At 71.3% G+C, this 21,004-nt stretch carries 17 protein-coding genes; 5 read left to right on the top strand and 12 right to left on the bottom strand.

Annotated features, from left to right (window positions below; all coding sequences use genetic code 11):
• Positions 1-85 precede the first annotated feature (85 nt).
• Entirely contained in the window at positions 86-754 is a 669-nt protein-coding gene (locus tag CcI49_RS18795) for an HD domain-containing protein (protein ID WP_198955567.1), read from the bottom strand.
• An 823-nt stretch (positions 755-1,577) separates the two neighbouring features.
• Positions 1,578-2,771, bottom strand: a complete 1,194-nt coding sequence (locus CcI49_RS18790; protein WP_083473809.1) for an acyl-CoA dehydrogenase family protein — start codon at positions 2,769-2,771, stop codon at positions 1,578-1,580.
• Positions 2,772-3,371: 600 nt separating this feature from the next.
• On the opposite strand from CcI49_RS18790, the gene CcI49_RS18785 reads away from it, so the two are divergent.
• On the top strand, positions 3,372-4,670 hold the full coding sequence (locus CcI49_RS18785; RefSeq protein ID WP_054570282.1) for an acyl-CoA dehydrogenase family protein: 1,299 nt from the start codon (positions 3,372-3,374) through the stop codon (positions 4,668-4,670).
• A gap of 99 nt (positions 4,671-4,769) precedes the next feature.
• A complete protein-coding gene (locus CcI49_RS18780; protein ID WP_076828153.1) occupies positions 4,770-5,849 on the top strand; it encodes a phosphotransferase family protein in 1,080 nt (359 codons plus the stop codon).
• A 16-nt stretch (positions 5,850-5,865) separates the two neighbouring features.
• Here the strand turns inward: CcI49_RS18780 and CcI49_RS18775 are convergent, their stop codons facing one another.
• From CcI49_RS18775 to CcI49_RS18765, 3 genes are all read right to left on the bottom strand, one after another.
• Positions 5,866-6,471 (bottom strand): TetR/AcrR family transcriptional regulator, encoded by a 606-nt coding sequence (locus tag CcI49_RS18775; RefSeq protein WP_076828151.1) that lies wholly within the window; start codon positions 6,469-6,471, stop codon positions 5,866-5,868.
• A 92-nt stretch (positions 6,472-6,563) separates the two neighbouring features.
• Positions 6,564-7,370, bottom strand: a complete 807-nt coding sequence (locus tag CcI49_RS18770) for a methylenetetrahydrofolate reductase (RefSeq protein ID WP_054570279.1) — start codon at positions 7,368-7,370, stop codon at positions 6,564-6,566.
• A gap of 151 nt (positions 7,371-7,521) precedes the next feature.
• Positions 7,522-7,959, bottom strand: coding sequence for a VOC family protein (locus CcI49_RS18765; protein ID WP_054570369.1), 438 nt, complete (start codon positions 7,957-7,959; stop codon positions 7,522-7,524).
• 145 nt (positions 7,960-8,104) lie between these two features.
• Between CcI49_RS18765 and CcI49_RS18760 the strand changes: the two genes are divergently transcribed.
• The gene (locus tag CcI49_RS18760) at positions 8,105-8,908 is read left to right on the top strand and encodes a methyltransferase domain-containing protein (protein ID WP_076828148.1); all 804 of its coding nucleotides are present in this window, start codon (positions 8,105-8,107) and stop codon (positions 8,906-8,908) included.
• A gap of 111 nt (positions 8,909-9,019) precedes the next feature.
• Here the strand turns inward: CcI49_RS18760 and CcI49_RS18755 are convergent, their stop codons facing one another.
• Positions 9,020-9,847 (bottom strand): class I SAM-dependent methyltransferase, encoded by an 828-nt coding sequence (locus tag CcI49_RS18755; protein WP_054570278.1) that lies wholly within the window; start codon positions 9,845-9,847, stop codon positions 9,020-9,022.
• Between the two features lie 163 nt (positions 9,848-10,010).
• On the opposite strand from CcI49_RS18755, the gene CcI49_RS18750 reads away from it, so the two are divergent.
• On the top strand, positions 10,011-10,721 hold the full coding sequence (locus CcI49_RS18750; RefSeq protein ID WP_054570277.1) for a helix-turn-helix domain-containing protein: 711 nt from the start codon (positions 10,011-10,013) through the stop codon (positions 10,719-10,721).
• On the opposite strand, the gene CcI49_RS18745 is transcribed toward CcI49_RS18750, so the two are convergent.
• The 6 genes from CcI49_RS18745 to CcI49_RS18720 form a co-directional block, all read right to left on the bottom strand.
• A complete protein-coding gene (locus CcI49_RS18745) occupies positions 10,700-12,664 on the bottom strand; it encodes an MDR family MFS transporter (protein ID WP_076828146.1) in 1,965 nt (654 codons plus the stop codon). The genes CcI49_RS18750 and CcI49_RS18745 overlap by 22 nt on opposite strands.
• Positions 12,661-13,305, bottom strand: coding sequence for a MarR family transcriptional regulator (locus CcI49_RS18740; protein WP_076828144.1), 645 nt, complete (start codon positions 13,303-13,305; stop codon positions 12,661-12,663). Before CcI49_RS18740 ends, CcI49_RS18745 begins: the two co-directional genes overlap by 4 nt.
• 130 nt (positions 13,306-13,435) lie before the next feature.
• Positions 13,436-15,151, bottom strand: a complete 1,716-nt coding sequence (locus tag CcI49_RS18735) for a DMT family transporter (RefSeq protein ID WP_076828142.1) — start codon at positions 15,149-15,151, stop codon at positions 13,436-13,438.
• A 345-nt stretch (positions 15,152-15,496) separates the two neighbouring features.
• On the bottom strand, positions 15,497-16,498 hold the full coding sequence (locus CcI49_RS18730; RefSeq protein WP_076828140.1) for a hypothetical protein: 1,002 nt from the start codon (positions 16,496-16,498) through the stop codon (positions 15,497-15,499).
• 48 nt (positions 16,499-16,546) lie between these two features.
• Positions 16,547-18,274 carry a VWA domain-containing protein gene (locus CcI49_RS18725; RefSeq protein ID WP_241840134.1) on the bottom strand — a complete coding sequence of 576 codons (1,728 nt, stop codon included), beginning with the start codon at positions 18,272-18,274 and terminating at the stop codon, positions 16,547-16,549.
• A gap of 11 nt (positions 18,275-18,285) precedes the next feature.
• The gene (locus tag CcI49_RS18720; protein ID WP_054570271.1) at positions 18,286-19,425 is read right to left on the bottom strand and encodes a hypothetical protein; all 1,140 of its coding nucleotides are present in this window, start codon (positions 19,423-19,425) and stop codon (positions 18,286-18,288) included.
• Positions 19,426-19,720: 295 nt separating this feature from the next.
• On the opposite strand from CcI49_RS18720, the gene CcI49_RS18715 reads away from it, so the two are divergent.
• On the top strand, positions 19,721-20,872 hold the full coding sequence (locus CcI49_RS18715; protein ID WP_083473826.1) for a glycerophosphodiester phosphodiesterase: 1,152 nt from the start codon (positions 19,721-19,723) through the stop codon (positions 20,870-20,872).
• The last annotated feature ends 132 nt before the right edge of the window (positions 20,873-21,004 follow it).

The following is a 21,004-nucleotide window of genomic DNA, read 5'->3' as shown; positions in this document are numbered from 1 at the left end:
GCGGTGAGCGGACCGTCGGCCTGGCTTGGCCTGGCGGTGACCCGGCCGCTGACCTGCCGGTCAGGCGGCCTGGCCGGCCAGTTGGTCAGGCGGCCAGGTAGCCGCGGCGGACGGCGTCCCCTACCAGCTGGTTGATGTACTCCCACAGGGCCAGCGAGCCCTCGGAGACGACCCGCTGGTGGGCGAGCACGTCCTGGGCGCGGACCCCGTGGGTCTGCCAGCTCCCGCCGCCGGTCACGTAGTTGAGGATCAGCGGCTGCAGCCGGTCCAGCGCGCGGGCGAAACGCGCGTCGGGTGTGCGCCGCGCCTCGAACTCCTCCCAGAGGGAGCGCAGCTGGACCGCCTGGTCGCGGGGGAGCAGCGGGAAGAGCCGGTCGGCAGCGGCCTTCTCCCGGGCCTCCTGCTCGGCGATCGCGGCCTGGTCGTAGACGAAGGTGTCGCCCGCGTAGATCTCCACGAGGTCGTGGACGAGCAGCATGCGCAGCACCCGGCCGGTGTCGACCTCCTCGTCGGCGTACTCGCCGAGCACCACGGCCATCATCGCCAGATGCCAGGAGTGCTCGGCATCGTTCTCCGCACGCGAGTCGTCGGCGAGGCGGCTGCGGCGCAGCACGGACTTGAGCTTGTCGATCTCCAGGATGAACCCGAGCTGCCGGGCGAGCCGCGAGTCGGAGGTGGAGGGCAGCGCGGTGACCGGCTCACCCGGCCCGGCGGGAGACATCGAATCCTGTGGGGTCGGGGCCTGCGTCGACACCTGTCCTCCTCCTGCTTCCTGCGGGTTCTTGCACGTGCTGGCGTAACGGCACCCGGCACCGGTCGGACGTGACGGTTGCCGTCCAGCCGATCAGCATGTCCGCTGGCCGGCCGACCTGCCACTGATCTCGTCTGACCTGGGCAGACATGGTCTCGCCCGGTGGTGACCGGATCGGACCGGGTCTGTTCCGGTGCGGTTTGGGTCGTGGTTCGTGGTGCCCTGATCTGCTGTGCCCTGGCCCTGGCGATCGCGGGATGGCCCGTCAGGGGTGCTGCGTGCCCCCAGTGTGCGCGGATTCGCCGCCACAGGCGTCGCCTTGCGATGTGAACAGAGTCCGATCATCCTTCGGGTTGACAAGATGACAACGGGCCATCAATCTATCCGGTTTGGATAGTCTTTCTGTTGATGTATCCGTCTTCTGTTGGCGATCTGGTCCGCTTCGTCTCGGATGTCCCCTCGTCGGCGCTGGGGAGTGCCGCGGGGAACCTGTAGGCGCGTGGGCCTCCGAGGATGAGGGCGAAGCGGACGATCGCGCGAAGGTCGCCGCGTGTGATCGGCGGCCGGGTCGACCGTGCGGGTGGAACCACATATTCACCATTCGCGCACAACTCGTCGCGTGAACGCAGATCGACGACCTGGCGCAGACGTCTGGTCACCCAGCCGGCACGTCACCGGCCGCGTCAGCCAGCATGCCGGTCGGCACGCTGGTAGGCCCAGGCCGTTCGGCTACGCCCCGGTCAGCCGGGGGGCGGTGTGCTGGGCGCGGATGAGAGCGCCGGCTTGGCGGCTCTGGCGGGCAGTTTCCGTTCCGCCGTGTCCATGGCTATTCCCTGCCCAGGTCGAGGAGCCGGCGGGCGACGATGTTGCGCTGGATCTCGGCGGTGCCGCCGTAGATGGTCGCGGCCCGCGAGTACAGGTATTCGGTGCGCCAGTGCGTGTCGGTCAGCTCGACGGCGCCGGGCAGGACGTCGCGTGCGGTGTCGAACAGCTTCTGGTCCGCTGTCGCGAGCAGGATCTTGTCGACGGACGTCTCCGGGCCGAGGTGCTCGCCGGCGGCGAGCCGCCGCTGCGTGTCGCGTGATCGGCTGCGGATCGTGTGCAGCGCGAGGTAGGCGGCGCCGAGGGCGGCGTCGGTTGTCGCCGTCGGCTCGGTCTCCTCCTTCTCGACGTCCGCCAGCAGCAGGTCGAGCCGGGTGTAGAGATAGGTGATCCGGTGCCAGAAGCAGGTGGACCGCTCGTAGGGGAGCAGGTCGTTCGCGAGTCGCCAGCCGTCGCCGGGGCTGCCGAGCATCCGCTCGTTCGGCACGACGACGTCGTCGAGGAACACCTCGGCGAACTCGTCGATGCCGTGCATGGTGCGCAGCGGGCGGACCGTGATCCCGGGGGTGTCCATGTCGACGAAGAACGCGGTGATTCCGCCGTGGCCTGGAGCGGTCCGGGTGAGCAGGACGCAGCGCCGCGCGTACTGGGCGAGCGAGGTCCACACCTTCTGGCCGTTGACCACCCAGTCGCCGTTGTCGCGCCGCGTGGCGCGGGTGTTCAGCGACGCGAGGTCGGAGCCGGAGCCGGGCTCGGAGAACCCCTGGCACCAGTGCTCGCGCCCGGACAGCAACCGGGGCAGCATCTGGGCGGCCAGCTCCGGGCTCGCGTACGAGATCATCGTCGGGGCCAGCACCTCGACCAGGGAGAAGTTGGTCGCGTCGGTGAGGTCCCGCTCGGCGATCTGTTCGCCGAGCACCGCCCGCAGGATGTCCGGACCGCCTAGGCCGCCGGCCTCGACCGGCCAGCCGTAGCGCATCCAGCCCGCGTCGTAGAGCGCGCGGCGGACCCTGCCCAGCTGGGTGATCTCCGCGTCGAGGGAGTGGTCGTTCACGGGCTTGGCCAGTTCGGTGGCGTGCTCGTCGAGCCAGGCGCCGGCCGCGGCCCGGAACTCCTCGACGGTCACGGTCTCGGCATCGACCGGTGGGACGAACCCCTCGGGCACCAGCGCCACCGCGGACCGCCCTGTCGCGCTCATCGGCCGATCCGCTCGATGACGTGCGGGACGCTGTGGCTGGGCCCGCCGTTGCGCCGAACGAATGTCATGGCCACGCAGGCCTGGCCTGTCGATCCGATGCGCCGGGGCGCCTGCGACGGCCGGTCGAACAGGCCCTGTGTGACGACACGCCGAGCCAAGGCAGTCCCTCCTCCAAATACGATCTTGACCGCGGTGTGGGAAATGGCCCCGGTGTCAACCCGACCCGGTCTGGAGGGGCTGTTCCGCGCCTACTGAAAAGAGCCATTGATCGGCTCCGCTGCTCCAGCGCAGGGACTGCTGCGACCTACTGTGCTGAACGATGGTTTAGCAGCTGTCTGTCGAACGGTCAAGGCTTTCCGTGCGTTCGTGGTCTTGGCGCCGAGAATTCTCCTGGTGGCGCCTCGGCGCCGGGCCTGCGAGCGCGCCGAGGCGGGATCGGGCCTGCGTGGGATGCGAGGTCGCCGACCGCTCAGGCCTCGCACCCGTCAAGCCTCCGGCCTGACCGGGAGGCGAATCCGCGCATCTTGCTGAACGGTCGATTAGCATCGACTCGGCTTCGTTCGCCGACCGGTGGGCGCCGTCCGGTACGGGGGAGTGTGCATGGGCTGGGACTTTGAGACGGATCCCGATTTTCAGGCCGAGCTCGACTGGATCGACTCGTTTGTGCGCGCCGAGGTACAGCCGGTCGACATGCTGGTCTCGAACGCGCGTGACATCCGGGACCCGCTGCGGGCGGAGCTGATCCCACCCCTGCAGGCCAAGGTGCGCGAGCGCGGGCTGTGGGCCTGCCACCTCGGCCCGGAACTCGGCGGCCTGGGGTACGGCCAGCTCAAACTCGCGCTGATGAACGAGATCCTCGGCCGGTCGCACACGGCGCCGGTGGTCTTCGGCTGCCAGTCACCCGATTCCGGCAACGCGGAGATCCTCGCCCGCTTCGGTACCGACATGCTCCGGAATCGCTATCTCGAGCCGCTGGTCGACGGCCGGATCGTGTCGGCGTTCTCCATGACCGAGCCGCAGGGGGGCAGCGATCCGACCCAGTTCGTCACCCGCGCGGAGCTGCACGGCGACGAGTGGGTGATCAACGGTGAGAAGTGGTTCTCCAGCCATGCCCGGTACGCGTCGTTCCTGATCGTGCTGGCGGTGACCGAACCGGACGCCGGGCCACACCGACGCCAGTCGATGTTCGTCGTCCCGGCGGACACGCCAGGCATCACGATCGTGCGCAACGTGGCCGTCGCCGGCCAGGATGCCGAGAGCGGGGCACATGCCTACATCCGTTACGAGGACGTGCGGGTTCCTGCCGATCACCTGCTCGGCGGGCGTGGGCAGGGGTTCGCGGTGGCGCAGACCCGGCTGGGTGGTGGCCGGATCCACCACGCGATGCGGACCGTCGGGCTGGTGCGTGAGGCGTTCGCGATGATGTGCGAGCGGGCGCTGAGCCGTGTCACCAAGGGCGAGCCGCTGGCCCGCAAGCAACTGGTGCAGGAGATGATCGCCGACTCGTGGATCGAGATCGAGCAGTTCCGTCTGCTCGTGTTGCGTACCGCCTGGCGGATCGACCGTTACGACGACTACGAGCGGGTGCGTGCCGACATCTCGGCGGTCAAGGCGGCGATGCCCAAGGTTCTTCACGACGTCGCCGCGCGGGCTCTGCAGATCCATGGCTCGCTGGGTGTCTCCGCCGAGATGCCGTTCGGGGCCTGGGTGCTGGAGAGCTTCCAGATGGGCCTCGCCGACGGCGCCACCGAGATCCACAAGACGAACCTGGCGCGTTCGCTGCTGGCGGGGTACCAGCCGGCGGCGGGGCTGTTCCCGTCCGGTCACCTGCCCGCCCGCCGTGCCGCCGCGCGCGAGCAGTTCGCCGAGCGGATCGAACGGGCCGTCCATGCCGGTTAGGTCCTCGACCAGGTTCTCCCTGCCAACTGGGCCGTCCCTGCTGACTGGGCCGGGTACCCCGCGCCGGTCCGGGTGCGGGGGTTCCCGGGAGGCGGACCGATGACCGGCCCCGCCGCCGGCATCCCGCCCGAGGTCGCACCGGTCCGTCCCGGCCAGGATCTGCCCTGGGGACGGATCAGGGACCACCTCGCCCCGCGACTCGGTGTGGACGGGCCGATGGATGTGCTGCAGTTCCCGAACGGGGCGGCGAACCTCACCTACCTGGTGCGCTTCGGTGACCACCGGTTCGTCCTGCGCCGCCCGCCGTTCGGCGTGATCGCGCCCGGGGCCCACGACATGCGGCGTGAGTACCGGGTGCTGTCCCAGCTGTGGCAGGCCTATGACCGCGCGCCGCGCGCGTTCCTGTTCTGCGACGACACCGAGGTCGCCGGCAGCGAGTTCATGGTCTCGCAGTATCGCTCCGGCATCGTGGTGTGGGGCGTGATTCCCGATGAGCTCGGCGGGCACGCCGTGGCCCACCACCTCGGCCTCGCCACCGTGGATGCCCTCGCGGACCTGCACACGGTCGACCCGGTCGCCTGCGGCCTGGACCGGCTCGGACGCCCGGACGGATTCCTCGAACGGCAGCTGGCCGGGTGGCGTGACCGTTGGGGGCGCGTCGCGCCGTGGGCCGACCGGGCGCATGACGCCGCGATGACGGCCGCGGCCGAACTGCTCGCCGGGCGCCTGCCGGTGAGCCAGGCCTCGGCCCTCGTGCACAACGACTTCAAAATCAACAACTGCCAGTTCCTCCCGGGCCACCCGGAACGGGTCGCGTCCGTCTTCGACTGGGACATGACCACCCTCGCCGACCCGCTGGTCGACCTGGGCACCCTGCTGAACTACTGGCCCGACCCCGCCGACACGGATGACGACCACGCCGCGCACGACCCCGGCATGGAAACGCTGGGACTACCGACCCGCGATGAGGTGGTCGACCGCTACGCGGCGCACAGCGACCTCGACCTCGCCGCCGTCGCCTGGTACGAGGCGTTCGCCTGCTGGCGGATCGCGATCATCCGCCAGCAGCTCTACGCCCGCTACGCCCGTGGGGAGTCCACCGACGAGCGGATGGCGTCACGCGGCAGAAGCGCCGCGATGCTCTCCGCCCGCGCCCTGCGGATCCTGCACGCGGGCTGACTGCGGTGAGCCGAGGTCAGGAACCGTCGGAAGCGGTCGGCTGGCGGGGTTCGAGCCGTGCGAGCAGCCGCTCCACGAGTGCCAGCATCTCGGCGTGGCCCTCGGAGACACCGATGGCCTGCTCCGAGACGAACGCACGACTCACAGCGCCGATCAGAAAGATCAGCGCGGGCGGCGGGATCTCCGCAAGGCCGGGCCCGTACTGCGCCATCCGGCTCGTCAGCAGGTCCGTCAGCTGCCGCCGGGAGCGCTGCGAGTATTCGGCGATCTCGTCACGGATGATCTTTCGGTGGTTTCCCAGTGCCATGAACTCGGTCAACAGGGCGGTACGGGCGGCATCGGTGACGAGCGCCCAGACCTCATGCAGCGGCTGTGACGAGGCCAGCAGGACCTCCTGCCGCTCGAGGTTGCGCTCAGCGCCACGCCGGAACAGCGCGACGAACAGATCGTCGAGTGTCGGGAAGTAGTAGTGGATCAGTGCGGGAGTGACCCCGGCGCTCTTCGCCACGGTCCGTGAGCTGACCGCGGCGTAGCCATCCTCGCGCATGATGCGCTCAGTGACGTCGAGCAGGAACGCCCGGGTCGCCGAGCTCTCGGTGCCGGTACGGCGCGGGGTGGCCATGGGGGCATTCTGCCCGACATCGCGATCCGCGCCCGCGTCACGAGGTGTCGGGGGAGCGAAGGCCGCCGACTGATCCAACCGGCGTCCGGGAGTCAGAGAAGATCTTCAAGCCGGGCGGCGACCTGGCGGTAGCGGCTGACCGGTACGAGGTGCGCACCGGCGAAGGCGCCGCTGTCGCGTAGCCGCAGCACCTGGTCGCAGGCCGCTTCGACCCCGGCCGCCCGGTCCCGTTCGACGGCCTGGACGAGGTCGTCGGGGATGTCGATGTCGGGAATCGTCGCGGCGAGGCGGCGGGCCATCCCCGCGCTCGCGAGGACCATCACGCCGGCGTAGACCGGCAGTTCGACCGGGTGGGCGTCGCGCCAGCGCAGCAGGGCGTCCACCGAGTAGCTGACCTGCACGAACAGAAAGTCGGCAGCCTGTTTCCAAGCGGGCAACGGCCGCAGACCGGCCGCGGCTCCGACCCGGAACGCCGGCATGTCCGCGAAGACGGGATCCTCGCCGGCCGCGCGGGCCTCATCGATCATCGCGCGCACCGTCAGGTCGCCCGTCCGGTTCCCGGCGCTGGGCTTGTCGCCGCGGACGAACAGGAACTCCTCGACGCCGTAGGCCGCCGCGGTGAGCAGGTCGCGGCGCAGGCCCAGCAGGTTGCGGTCACGGGAGTTCACGCACGCGATGCTGCGTCCCCCCATCGTCTGCACCTCGTGGGCGACAGCGATGCTCGACACGGTCGCCCGCCCGATGTGGTTGTCGGGGATGAGGAAGGCGTCGGCGACGGGGCTCAGCACACCGATCTGATGGCGCGCGTGAGTCAGGTCCGGCCGGGTCGGCGGCTCGATCTCGCAGATCAGCTCGAAGCCGCGCGCTGGCTGTTCGTTGCTCGTCGTGGACTCCCGCATCCGCACAGGATAGGACGACGGCGACTCGCGACCGCGGTGTGGCCACGCCGCTCCGCCCACCGTGGTCCGTCGGCGGCCCGGACGGAGACAGGCCGGCGCCGCACCGCTTTCCGGAGAGGCGCGGGCGGTGCCGGCCTGCGCCGGTGTCAGGTCAGGCCGGGGCGTCCTGCGCCGAGGTCGCGAACTCCTCGGGGCCCTTCTGCACGGCGGCCGGATCCATCCACATGACCTGCCAGCCGTGGCCGTCGAGGTCGAAGAAGCTGCGCGAGCACATGAAGCCGTAGTCCTCCAGGCCGTCCGCCTCGACGCCACCCGCGGCCAGCGCGGCCTCGGCGACCGTGTCGACCTCCTCGCGGGACGACACGCTGAAGCAGTAGAGCGCCAGCGTGTGCGTGGCGGGATCGGCCATCGGCAGCTTCGAGAGCTCCGCGAACTTCTGGTGGCTGACCAGCATCACGCTGGCCTGCTCGCCGACCAGCATGCAGGCGCCGGTCTCGTCGGTGAAGCTCGGGTTGAAGGCGAACCCGAGCTTCGCGAAGAACTCCTTGCTGCGCTCGAGGTCCGCGACGGGGATGCTTACGAACAGCATGCGGCCCGGGTGTGCGGGAGTGGTCACGATGGGTCTCCAGGTCGATAGCGCGACGGGTACGTCCTGGTAGACCAGGCGGGCCGGCGGAAGTCATCGGTGGCGGGCAGCGGGCTCCGTCAGCTGGTTCTTCAGGGGGTAGGGCGCTGTGCGCGAGGAGCGGACCGCTGTCGGGGAGACCACGGTGCACAGCCTTGTCGCGGATCTCGTGTCTGGCTGGAACGCGGGCACTGTGGTCGACCTGGGGGCCGGAACGGGCGACACGCTGGTCGAGATCGGTGCCCGCGTCCCGCCGGGCGGATGTTCCCCGACCGCCGTCGATGTCGACGAGGACGCACTGGCCGCGCTGGCCGCTCGGCTACCTGCCGTCCGCGTTCTCCGGCATGACCTCAGCAGGCCGCTGCCCTTCGCGGACGGTGCGTTCGACGTCGCCGTCTCCCACAACACGTTGGAATGTCTGGTCGAGCCGGCCGCGCTGCTCCGTGAGGTCGCCCGCATCCTGCGGCCGGGGGGACGGGCGGTTGTCGCCCACACGGACTTCGAGACGATTGTGGTGGCGATCGAGAACCGTGATCTCGCCCGCCGTTTCCTGCTCACATACGCGGAGCTGCCGGTTCTCTACGCCAACATGGCCGCTGCCGACCCCTGGATGGGGCGACGGCTGGCCGGGCTCGTCCGCAACAGCGGGCTGCACCTTGAATCGGTGCGTGCGGTCACCACCGTGCGCACCACATTGTCCGAGGCGACGGAACTGCGTCTCGGGGAGGTGACCGAAGCGGTTCGCCGTTGTGCGCAGGCGGGCAGGGGGCGCGTCGCCGTCGAGGAGATCGCCTCATGGCGGGAACAGCTACGCGCCGCCGAAGCCGCAGGGACCTTCTTCTTCAGCGAGACCGCCTTTGTCGTGATGGCGACAAGGCCAGCAAATCTGTCCGGTTTAGCCGATGGATTCTGAAATGCGTCCGCAGCTGGCGGGCGATGGCGTCCCGCCTGCCCGGCTCGTCGTGCTGGTGCCGCGTCTGCCGGGGCACTGACCGGTGCCCCGACGCGGTGGTGCTGCCGTCGGCTAGCGGAGCGTGAGCACCGTCTGCAGGTAGGTCGACGGCAGGGCGACGGCACTCTCGGCGCCGCGGTACCGGTCCCAGCGACGGGCCAGGTCGACCAGCTCGGCGGCGAGCTGGTCACGGCCGGCCTCGTCGAGCGCTTCGAACGCCTTCAGGGTCGGCCCGTACCAGCGGCGGAAGAACACGACGAAGTCCTCGGCGGAGGTGAAGCGGAACGTGCAGGTCTGCTCGACCGACTCGGCCTTTCCGATCGCGCCGCCGAAAAGGTCGTTCAGATGCTCGCGAGTGCCCCACAGCAGCGGGGACGCGACGCCCGCCGGCGGCGGGACGTGCGCGGAGATGACCCGGAACACGTCGCCGATGAAGCCGTCGGGCGTCCAGGACGCGAGGCCGATGGTGCCCGCGGGGCGGGTGACCCGCACCATCTCGGCGGCGGTGCGGCGATGGTCGGGGGCGAACATCGAGCCGAACACGCTCAGCGTGGCGTCGAAGCTGTCGTCCGCGAACGGCAGGTGCTGGGCGTCGGCGACCCGGAACTCGACGTCGAGACCCTCCGCGCGGGCGCGGACGTCGGCCTCCCGCAGCAGCTCGGGAACGTAGTCGGTGCCGATGACCCGGGCACCCGACCGGGCCGCGGCGATGGCCGCGTTTCCCGTTCCGGAGGCCACATCGAGGACATGCCAGCCGGCGCGGAGGTCGGCGGCGTCGGCCAGCAGCTCGCTCGAGAGCACGATGCGGGAGGCGATTTTCGCGAAGTTTCCGCTGGACCACGTCTTCTGCTGACGTGCGGTGATCGCGGCCAGGTCCGGTGAGGTCTGGGTGGTGGACATGCTGTGCTCCCCTCGGATGGTCGCCATGCGTGCGGGCTGCGGCGACAGGGGTAAGCATGCGTCGCGGGGGAGCGGGTCGACGAGTATCGATCTCGTACTGGTGGCGCTGTCGGGAACCGGATCGACGTCCCCGTTGACGTCGTTGTAATGGGACCATCCGAGTATGACTGGCCACGTTGAGTACTGCCCGATCGCGGTCGGAGTGGAGATCCTTGGTGACCGGTGGACGCCGCTGGTCATCCGTGAACTGAGCGTTGGGGCGACCGGATTCAACGAGATTGCCCGTGGCCTGCCCAGACTGAGCCGGACGCTGCTGTCCCAGCGGCTGCGCATGCTGGAGCGCCGCGGGCTTGTTTGGAAGGAACCGGCGCCCCGGGGCCAGCAGGTGCGCTACTCGCTGACCGCCTCAGGCGCGGCGTTGTCGTCTGTGGTGTGGTCCCTTGGTCAGTGGGCGGCCGAGTGGACGTTCGGCGATCCCACGGACGAGGAATGCGACGGGCTGACGCTCATGTGGCGGTTGCACCAGTGCGTGAATCCCGGGGCGCTGCCAGCCGAGCGGACCGTGGTCCACCTGGTGCTCACCGGCCCCGGCGCGGCCCAGGGCTGGTTGGACATCGCCGACGGCGGGGTCACCGTGTGCCAGGAGGAGCCCGCGCGTGAGCCCGACCTCGTGATCGAGGCGCCGACCTCGGCCATGCTCCGGTGGCTGATGAGCGTCGCCACCTTCCGGGAGCTGCGGATGAGCGGGCAGGTGCGGCTGACCGGTCCGGCCGGTCTCGTCCGCCAGTTCCCGGACTGGTTCATCACGTCGATGTTCGCGGAGAGCCTGGGGCGGGCGAGGCAGCGCCAGGATCAGGAAGCCGTCCCGGCCTGAGCCTGAGACTCGGTCCGGGGGTGGTCTGGGGCCTCGTCGTCGGCCTTGTCTTGGGGCTCGGCCTCGTCCCGGGGCTCAGCCTCGACCTGGGGTTCCGCCTCGACCTGGGCGCCGGCCGGGGCGGGGTCGGTGGCGCTGGCAGCAGCGCTGGCAGTGGCGTCGTCGGTGGCCGCCTCCCGCGGGTTGCCGGCGGCCGGCTCGGGGATCATGATCTCCACGCTCGCGGTGTCGGGGGCGGCGACGGGGGTGGCCGGTGTCGCCGCGTCGGCGGTAGCGGCATCGGCTCGGGCGGCCTCCAGGCCCGACATGGTGCGCAGCGGCACCTCGGGCAGGAACAGCGCGAGCAGCACGCCGATCACCACGGTCGCGGCGCCGACCAGGAAGACCAGGTCCATCGCATCGGAGAAGCCGACCATGAACGGGTGTGCGATGGCCTGCTCGATGTGCTGGAGGAAGCCGGAGTCGTCCAGTGAGCCGCTCGACGTCACCTGGCGAAGCTGGTCGGGGTGCGCGGCGGCGGCCGCGCCGAACGCGGTGGTGCCAGCGGCGGCCTGGTAGGCGTCGGTGATCCGCTCGGGCGCCGCGCCGAACAGGATCGACAGGAACACCGCGGTGCCGAGCGTTCCGCCGATCTGCCGGAAGAAGGTGGCCGACGAGGTCGCGACGCCGATGTCACGCGGGGCGACGCTGTTCTGCATCGCCACGACGAGGGTCTGCATGGTCTGGCCCAGCCCGAGGCCGAACAGCAGCATGGCGAGCTCCGTCCGCCACAGCGGTGTGTCCGCGCCGACGAACGACAGCAGGCCGAGTGCGGCGACCATGCACGAGAAGCCGACGAGCGGGTAGACGCGGTAGCGGCCGGTCCTCGCGATCACGCGCCCGGAGGTCATCGACGCGATCATGACGCCGAGCATCATGGGCAGCAGCAGCAGGCCGGCCTCGGTGGGGGACGCGCCCTTGATGATCTGGAGGTAGAGCGGGACGACGGCGAGCCCGCCGAACATGCCGATACCGACGATGATCGAGAGCACCGTGCCGACGGAGAACGTCCGGCCACCGAACAGCCGCAGGGGGATCAGCGCGTCGTCGCCCATGTGCCGCTCGGCGACGACGAACCCGGCCAGGCCGATGGCGCCGACAACGTAACAGGTGATGGAGACGGCCGAGCCCCAGCCCCATTCCCGGCCCCGTTCGGCGACGAGCAGGAGGGGCACGACCGCCGCGATGATCGCGACGGTGCCCCACCAGTCGATGCGGGTGCTGCCCCGCTTCCCGCCCCCGCGCAGGACCCGGTTGACGACGACCAGCGCGATCAGGCCGATCGGGACGTTGATCCAGAAGATCCAGCGCCAGCCGGCCAGCCCGGCCACGCTGTCCTGACCGGCCAGGAACCCGCCGATGACCGGCCCGGCGACGCTGGACGTCGCGAACGTCGCCATGAAGTACGCCATGTACTTCGGGCGCTGCTGCGGCGACAGGATGTCGGCCATGATCGACATCGCGAGCGAGAACAGGCCACCGGCCCCGAGCCCCTGCAGGGCGCGGAACCCGGCCAGCACGTACATGCTCGACGCCATCCCGCACAGGACGGAGCCGACGACGAAGATCGAGATCGCGAGCAGGAACAGCGGCTTGCGGCCGTAGATGTCCGAGAGCTTGCCGTAGAGCGGTGTGGTGATCGTCGAGGTGATGAGGAACGCGGTGGTCACCCAGGCCTGGGCGGACAGGCCGTGCAGGTCGTCGCCGATGCTGCGGATGGCCGTCGAGACCACCGTCTGGTCGAGCGCGGCGAGGAACGTGCCCAGCAGCAGTGCCGTGACGATGGTCATGATCTGTCGATGGGTGAGCGCCCCCGGTGCCGGCGCGGCGGGCCCCCCTGGCCCGTTCGGCCCGCCTGGCGTGGCGGGCACGGCCGAGGTGGAGGTCGCGCCGGCTGAGCTCATGATCGGTCGTCCTGTTCCTTGTCCGGTCTTGGCGAGGCGTCGATGTCGGTGTCGGTGTCGGTGTCGGTGGCGGGGTCGGGGTCGGCGTCGGACCGGTGTGGCCTGGCCGACCAGCTGGGCTGGTGGATCTCCATCGCGTCGCCGAAGCGGTGCAACAGGGCGGCGAAGGTGGCGAGGTCCTCGCTGCTCCAGGCAGCGAGCATCTCCTCGTAGCGCTCGTTGCGCACTCTGATGTGGTCCCGGTGGACCTGCCGGCCGGCCTCGGTGACATCCAGGACCACGGCCCGCCCGTCGGCCGGGTCGGCGCGTCGCTCCACGAAGCCGTCCCGGACCAGGGCGGCGACCTGCCGGCTGACCGTGGACGGATCCGACTGCACGGCGGCGGCGAGGGCGCCGAGGCGCATCGGGCCACCGGCGGCCAGATACGAGATCAGGATCTGGGCCGCCCACTCCATGTCATCCCGGGCCCGGGCGAGGAACTGGCTGCGGGCGCGGGCGAGCCCGCGGATCAGCCGGGCGACGTCGTCGGCGAGCTGCGCGACCTGGTGCCCGCGGTCCGACGGGGTCTCCTGCGCCGTGGTCCTGATCGCCGGGGCTCGTCCGGTGTTCGCCGTGGGGGCCGCGGCTGTCTTTTCGTCCATGGGGCGGTGCTCTTCCTGTGGTCGACTGGCGTGCCTGAAGCCCGGCGCCAGCAAGTTGGGTGCATCATACAATTAGTCTTCTGTGTTGCGTCGACTGAGGTCAGAGCGTGTCCCTGGTAGGGGAGCGACGTTACGACGCGAGCGAGCGCAGCATCGTCTCCGCCTTCGCCGACAGCACCTCGGCCTGGGCCAGGAGCGCGTCCGCCCGCGCGTCGAGGGCGCGCTGGGACGCCGCCAGCTCGTGATCGCTGATGACGTCCGCATGGTCGTCGCCGTCGCGGCGCCCGTTGGCACGGTGGTCCGGTCCCGCCGGGTGGCCGGGAGCCGGGTGGCCGGGAGTGTGGTCCCTGGCGCGTCCGTCCCCGTTGCGTGCCCGCGCGCGGGTCCGTTCGTCGTCGCCGCCGCGTGCCCGCGAGCGGCCGGCCGGTGGCAGCGAGGACACCGATCCGGCGGGCACCGGTGTCGGCATCGGCACCGGACCGGTCCCGGCGCCGGGTGGCGGTACCGGGCCGAGGCCCGGCCCGGTACCGTGCGGCACGCGGGTGGAGGGGCGGCCGGCCGTCGGGCGTCGGCTGGTCGTCGAGCGTGGGACCTGCCCGTTGGTTCCGTTCCGGGACGAGGACGTCACCGAACGCAGCGCGCCGGCCGCGGTGCCACCGGCGGTGCTGCCCGGGGCGGTGCCGCCGGCGATGCGCGTGTCGGCGGCGGCCGTGGTGCCGGGGGCACGGCGGCCGGCACCGATACCGACACTGGCCGCCCGCATCGTGTTGATGCGGGCATCGAGGTGGTCCCGGTCGTCGACCAGCCGGGCCAGCTCGCAGTGGATGCGGTCGAGGTCGTGGTGCAGGCGGCGGTACTGGCGACGCTGGGCGCGGTCGGTGCTGGCGCGCCGCCCGCGCGCGAGGTCGTCGCGCAGCACCTCCAGGTCGCGGTGCAGCAGATCCTCGAGCCGTGAGAGCTGGCCCTGCGACGTCCGCGCGCGCAGCCGGGACATCTGCCCGGTGACCAGCGGCGAGCTGGCCAGGACGCGGACGCCGACAATCATGATGGCCAGGCCCGCGATCTCACCCACCACCGCGAGCGGGCTGACACGGAGCATGCCACCGAGCAGGAACACGCCGATGGCGACACCGCCGAGGGGCTCCAGCGTCACCGCCGCCGGCAGCGACGCCGGCAGCGGGGCCATCTCGTAGGCGCTCTGCAGCAGCAGGCCACTGGTCAGCGCGACCACGACGACCGCGTACAGCTCCCAGGACCCGAAGATCGAACCGACACCGGAGGTCTCCACGCGGCGGCCGACACCGCTCACGAGGGCGCTCTGCAGGGCGGACAGCAGGCCCGCGCCGCCGGCCAGCATGGTGGCACGGCGCGCCGGGTCCAGCCGGCGGGTGCCCAGCACCGCCCAGGTCGCGAGGCCACCGATCGACAGGCCGGTCAGCAGCCAGCCGACGGTGGTCGCGGCCTCCACCTCGCCCTGGTGCGGATCCCCGGCGAACAGGAAGGTGCCCAGCCCCAGCGCCGTGGCGATCGCGGCCGCCCAGTCCCGCCGCGGCACCCGCCGGCGGGCCCACACCGCCGCCAGGGGCAGTGCGAAGAGCAACTGGCAGACCTGCAGCGGCGCGACGAACGCGACCGTGGACCGGGCCAACGCCGCGGCCGCCGCGAACGTCCCGACCGCGGACAGGAGCACACCGGCGTCCCACAGCGGACGTCGTACGAGCCACAGCAGCAGCCGAAGCCGCAGGACGTCCTCGGGAGGTGCGTGGAAGGCGACGCGCTGCTGGATGACCGCGGCGACTCCGAAGCAGACCGCGGAACCCAGGCCCAACAGGTAGGTCATCAGCATGTTTGGTCACGTCCCGCGCCGATCGGCACTGTCTGTGACCATCCTGCCCGATCACGGATCCGCACCGGCACCGTCCCAGAATGATGCGTCGGGGGGTTGTCGCCACCCGCGCCGTGTTGGTTGAGGCGTGTTTGTGCCGTGATCATCCACGATGTCGGTTCGCGCCTCCTCGCCGGGGTGCGGGAACCGGATGCGTTGACCCGCGCGCCGACCACGGCACGGACCGGTCCGTGGTCCGGTGCGCTGGTGTCGACTGCGGTGGCCATCGACTCGGAGCATGCCCCACGGCGGAGGCCGCCGCCCGGGCGATGCACGCGTGGCGGCACCGGTGGGCCGGGTTCGGGGTCAGCCGGCGGGGCGAACCGGGCCATCCGGGGCCGAATCCGAACCCGAACCCGAACCGGGACCCGGAGCTGAACCGTGCCCCGGACCTGAACCGTGCCCCGGATCTGAGCGCTCGCCGGCCAGCAGGCGCTCCTGGGCGGCGACGACGCCCGCCAGGCCGCCCGGGTGCGCATCGCCGCTTCGGGCGGCCGCGGTGATCGCGCGGACCGCGGACGACAGCAGCGTGACCTGGTCGAGTGCGGCCTGGTGGGGCGTGCGGCCGTCGGCGCGCCGGCCCAGGGTCGCGTAGAGGCGGGGCAGCGCGAGGTACTCGTCGAGCACCCGCGGTAGATGATCGAGAACGACGCGCTCGACGGTACGGCTCGCGCGGGTGCGGTGCGGGCTGGGCCGACGGTCCGGTTCCGGCAGCCCGAGGAAGGCTTCGACAGCGTCCGCGAGAACGCGGACCGCGTAGATCAGGTCCGCTTCGACGGGAACGGCCTGCCCGGACATCGCCGCGATCCGCTCGCCCAGGACCACCCGCAGGTGGGCCGGGTGGGCCGGGGCGCCGGCACCGAGCGGCCCCGCCGGCGACGGGTTCGGTTCGGGCGTGGGGTTCCGTTCGGGTGAGGTGTGCGCCTCTGTCGCGGTGTGCGTTTCCGGGACCGTGTGCGTTTCGGGCGCGCTGTGGACCTCTGCGGTGAACGGTTCTGACGTGGTGAGCAGTTCTGACGTGGTGAACGGTTCTAGCGTGGTGAATGGTTCTTGCGTGGTGAGCGCACCGGGCGCCGGGTGTGTCTCGGACGTGGAGTGCGCTTCGGGGGGCGGCTGTGGACGTCCGCGGGTGGGGATCGCCAGGGCGCCGGCGATGTAGAGGGCCGCGGTCGCGAGCGGCCACAGCCCGGCGGGCAGCACGCCGGTGGCGCCGAGTGTGACGCCGCCCAGCGCCGCCACACAGCCGACGGTGTTGCGGGTCGAGCCGAGCCAGGCCAGTGCCCGCCTACCGAGGCTTTTCCATCTCACGGGGCGCCACCGGGGATACGGCAGGTCCGAGCCGACGATGGAACAGGCTCACTGATAGCCACGTATTTCCCGAAATGCCTCGGAGAGTGAGGACGTCCGCGCGTCGAACATCGCGCCGCCGGTCCAGTCCGCGATGGTCCGCATCTCGTCGACGCGGGCGTCCCCGAACACCACGGTGAAGGTCCGCACCGAACGGGCGGCATCCGGCAGGGCCAGATAGGAGGAGTGGAAGGCGTCGGCCGTGGTGCCCTGGTTGTTCTCCCCGTCGGTCATCAGCACGATCGAGGTGAGGGGGGCCACGCCGTCGGCCGGGGCGGCCGCGCTGTCCGCGACGTAGCGGTAGGCGGCCTCCAGCGCCGAGTAGATCGCGGTGCCCGAACCCAGCGTCAGGCCGTCGGCGGCGGCGGAGATGGCGGCGAGGTCGGCCGATCCGGGTTGCGGGTCGTTGACGGTGAACTCCAGGGTGTCGTGCACCGTCCCGCTGAAGGTGATCAGGGTGACCCGTTCACGTTCGCGGAAGCGGGCGAACCGCTGCTCCAGGGTGTCGTCGGTGCCGGTGCCGGTGCCGGTGCCGGAGCCCGTTCCGGTGCCGGCGAGCTCGCGCAGGGTGGAGCGCAGCAGCTCCAGCCGCTCACCCCGCATGGAGGGGGAGACGTCCAGGACGAAGATCGCGTGGGCGGGGCGGCGGTACTCGTCCTGGTACGCGGCGAGCAGATGGTCGGCGATCTCGCTGGTGGCGGGGAACGGCAGCTGGGCGGGCAGGTCGGGGGCCGGCCAGGGAGCCGGGTCGAGGCGCACACCGGGTGTCGCCGGGCGCCGGTAGGTCGTGGTGGCGATCCGGCGCTGGACGTCGGGTGCGCGCAGCCAGCTGACCAGCCGGTCGTAGGCGCCGCGGTGGGCGGCGTCGCCGTGCAGGAGCTGCAGCGGGTAGTCGGCGGTGATGACGCCGTCGCGGGGATAGACGATCGTGAGTGGGTCGTCGCGCAGCGCCCCGGCGTTCAGCGCGAGGATCTCCGACTCGTAGTTGATCATCCCGCCGATCGGGGTCGCCGAGCGGACGAACGCGTCGGTCAGCCATCCGGAGCTTCCGGCGGTGAGCACCTGGCCGGCGAAGAACGACGTCAGCGCGACCGGGTGGATGTCGTCCAGGGTCAGCGCGTCGGACGTGCCGGCGAGCGCGGCGGCGACGCCGACGAGCGCGGAGAACCCCGAGTTGGACGACGACGGACTGGTCATCGCATAGGTGAACTCGCCCGTGGCGACCTTCCGCGCGACGTCCGCCCAGGTCACCGCCTTGTTGTCGACCCAGCCGAAGCGGCGCGCGAGCTCGCTGCGGACCCCGAGCACCACCGGGGACATCATCGTGGTCGCGCGGTCGACGATGGTGCGGCTCCGGTCCGGGGCGTCCCCGAGGGCCAGGCGCAGGTAGCGGTCGGAGGCGAGCCAGGCGGCGTCGGCGTCCGTCGTCCCGGCGGTGATGCGGTCGACGGCGTCGAGGGTGCCGGTGTACTCCAGGGTGACCTCGATGCCCGTCTGGCGGCGGAAGTCGTCCAGCAGCCCGTCGAGGTCACGCAGCTCGGAGCCGGCGAGGATGCGCAGCGTGCCGCCGCGAAGGTCGGGATCACCGCCGTCCTTGCCGGCGGAGCCCGAGCAGGCGCCGAGTGCGGCGGCCGCGGTGGTGAGGATGACCATCAGCAGGGCGAGTGTGCCGCGCGGCCGGCGGCGGCTCAGACGGTGCCGGCTCAGACGGTGCCGGCTCAGACGGTGCCGGATCATGCGGGGCCGCTTCATCCGGTGCCGGTCCGGTAGGCGTCCGCGATGAGCTCGATCATCAGGTCGGAGATCTCCTGGCTGGGTGGTTCCGCGGTGTTCACCAGCTCGGGCGGCGCCGAGGCCGCGTTCGCGGCGCCCTGCCCGCGCGCCTGCGCGGCGGCTGCCGGGTCACTGGGGCGGAACCCGTGGCGGATGGCCAGCCGGACCAGGTCCGGACTGGTGGAGAGGAGCTTCCCGACCGCGTCACCGGTGTCGGTCAGCGGTACGACGGTGTGCCGGGCGAAGATGGTCGGCTCGGGGTAGAGCAGCAGCATGTCGGGGCGGATCGAGCCGTCGGCGGCCCGGACCCGTTCCAGGAACTGCGCTTCGTAGATCATCACCATCGGCGCCTTCCCCATGCCCATGGCGAGGAACTCGTCGAACGGCTCGGCGGTCGAGTTGTCGAGGTAGCCCTGGCGTTCGAACAGGCCCGCCGCGAACTCGGCCTGCCGCTCGGCGGCGGCGCGGTCGGTGACCACCTCGTCGCCGTTCGCCACGTAGCTGACGAGGGCCAGGTAGAGCGCCGCCGAGTTCGAGGTGCGGACGTCCGTCGAGGCGATCAGCACCGAGCGGTCCGTGGGGTACACGGCGTCGGCTCCCGGCAGGTCGGACCACCGGGTGTGGTCGCGGACCAGCTTCAGGTAGGCGTGCATGTCGAAGGTGGCCACCGGGCCGTCGGTGTGGACCACGCCGGCGCGGGCGAGCAGGTCGGCGATCGGGCGGAAGGTCGCGATCGCCATCGGCGAGTAGAACGGCGAGTACGACCGGGTCAGGCCCCGGGCCTGCTTGATGCGGTCGGCCTGCGGGGTGTTCGCCGGGAACACGAGGTCGTAGTTGTCGAGGTCGGTCCGGGTCGTGATCTCCCGGCTGCCGGCGGTGTCGACGACCAGCCGGTAGCCGGCCCTGGCCAGCACCGAGACCACCTCGGGGTCGGTCAGGAACGACCGCTTCTCCGACCCGACCAGTGCGTGGACGGTCACGAGCTTGTCGTCGCCGGCCGGGCGCAGCCGCGGCACGATCGCGAGCGCGGCGACGCCCGCCAGCAGCAGGACCGCCAGCGCGGGTCCGATCACACGGGTCACGCGGGTCAGGCGCACGGCGTGATCGTCATACATCGGGCGAAGGGCTCGATGTCGGCCCCGCGACAGCGCGCCGGGTGTTCACCGGAACGTCGCCTGATCATTGCTTTCCGGGCGCCCCGGGTTAGCACGTTGTCCGTGCGTCGGCATCGGTTAGCGCACTGGACGTCCGCCCGACCACGAAAAGAAACGTCTGATCCGTTCCCTCGTCTTCCCTGATTGCTTCGCTGGGTGGCGCGCCGCCGGCGACGGACGCCGGTGCCGCGTTGGAGGATTTGTGGAGCCTCGCGGGCTGGATGCTGCCGGCACGGACGGGTCCGGCGAGCCGTCGGTGGAACCCCGGCGTGGCGTGGGCCGTCGTGGCCTCATCGCCGGTCTCGCCGCCGCGCCCCTGGTCGTGGCCTCGGCGTCGGCCGCCTCGGCCGGGTCCTCCGGGTCGGGTGGCGGTTCGTCGTCGGGCGGGCAGTCGCCGAGCCGGAACCGGATCCTGGTGATCGGGCACCGCGGTGCGTCGGGCTACCGGCCGGAGCACACGCTGGCTTCCTACGAGCTCGCCGCGCGGATGGGCGCCGACTTCGTCGAGCCCGACCTGGTGCCGACCAAGGACGGTCACCTGGTCTGCCGGCACGAGCCGGAGATCGGCGGCACCACGAACGTCGCGGACCACCCCGAGTTCGCCTCCCGGCGCGTGACGAAGCTGCTGGACGGCGTCTCCGTCACCGGGTGGTTCACGGAGGACTTCACCCTCGCCGAGCTCAAGACGCTGCGCGCGAAGGAGCGCCTGCCAGCGATCCGGCAGGAGAACACGATGTACGACGGGCGCTTCGAGATCCCGACCCTCGCCGAGGTCATCGAGCTGCGTAAGCGCCTGTCCGCGGAGCTGCACCGGGAGATCGGCATCTACCCGGAGACCAAGCACCCGACCTACTTCCAGAAGGCCGGGCTGCCCCTGGAGCAGCGGCTGCTGGACCTGCTCAGCCGCAACGGCCTGAACTCGCGCACCGCGCCGGTGTTCGTCCAGTCCTTCGAGACGACGAACCTGCAGGAGCTGCGCCGCAAGGGGCTGCGGACGAACGCCGTTCAGCTGCTGAGCGCCAGCGGTGCCCCCTACGACCTGGTCGCCGCCGGTGACCCGCGCACCTACGCGGACCTGATCACCCCGGACGGCCTGAAGAAGATCGCGGGTTACGCCAACGGGATCGGGCCGGAGAAGTCCATGGTCATCCCGGTCGTGGACGGGAAGCTCGGCACCCCGACCGCGCTCGTGAAGAACGCGCACGCGGTGGGGCTGCTGCTGCACCCCTACACCTTCCGGGCCGAGAACTCCTTCCTGCCGGCCGAGCTGCGCTCGGGCACCGTCGTGAGCGACTTCGGCCGCGGCATCGACGAGCAGGTGGCCTACCTGAAGGCCGGCATCGACGGGCTGTTCACCGACCAGTCCGACGTCGGTGTGCTGGCCCGCGCCGAGGCCGCCAAGGCCTGATCGGGTTCGCCGGTGTGAGCCGGTGTGAGCCGGCGGCGGGCCGGGACCGGTCCGCCGCCGGCATCCTGCGCCTGCCGCCCGTCATCCGGGCCCGCGGTCCGGCCGACATGCGCGGTCCGGCCTGGTATATCG

Origin of the sequence: Frankia sp. CcI49, assembly GCF_001983215.1 — a bacterium.
Taxonomy (GTDB): domain Bacteria; phylum Actinomycetota; class Actinomycetes; order Frankiales; family Frankiaceae; genus Parafrankia; species Parafrankia irregularis.
Note: the sequence above shows the minus strand (reverse complement) of the source record. Positions and strands in the feature narration are given on the sequence as shown.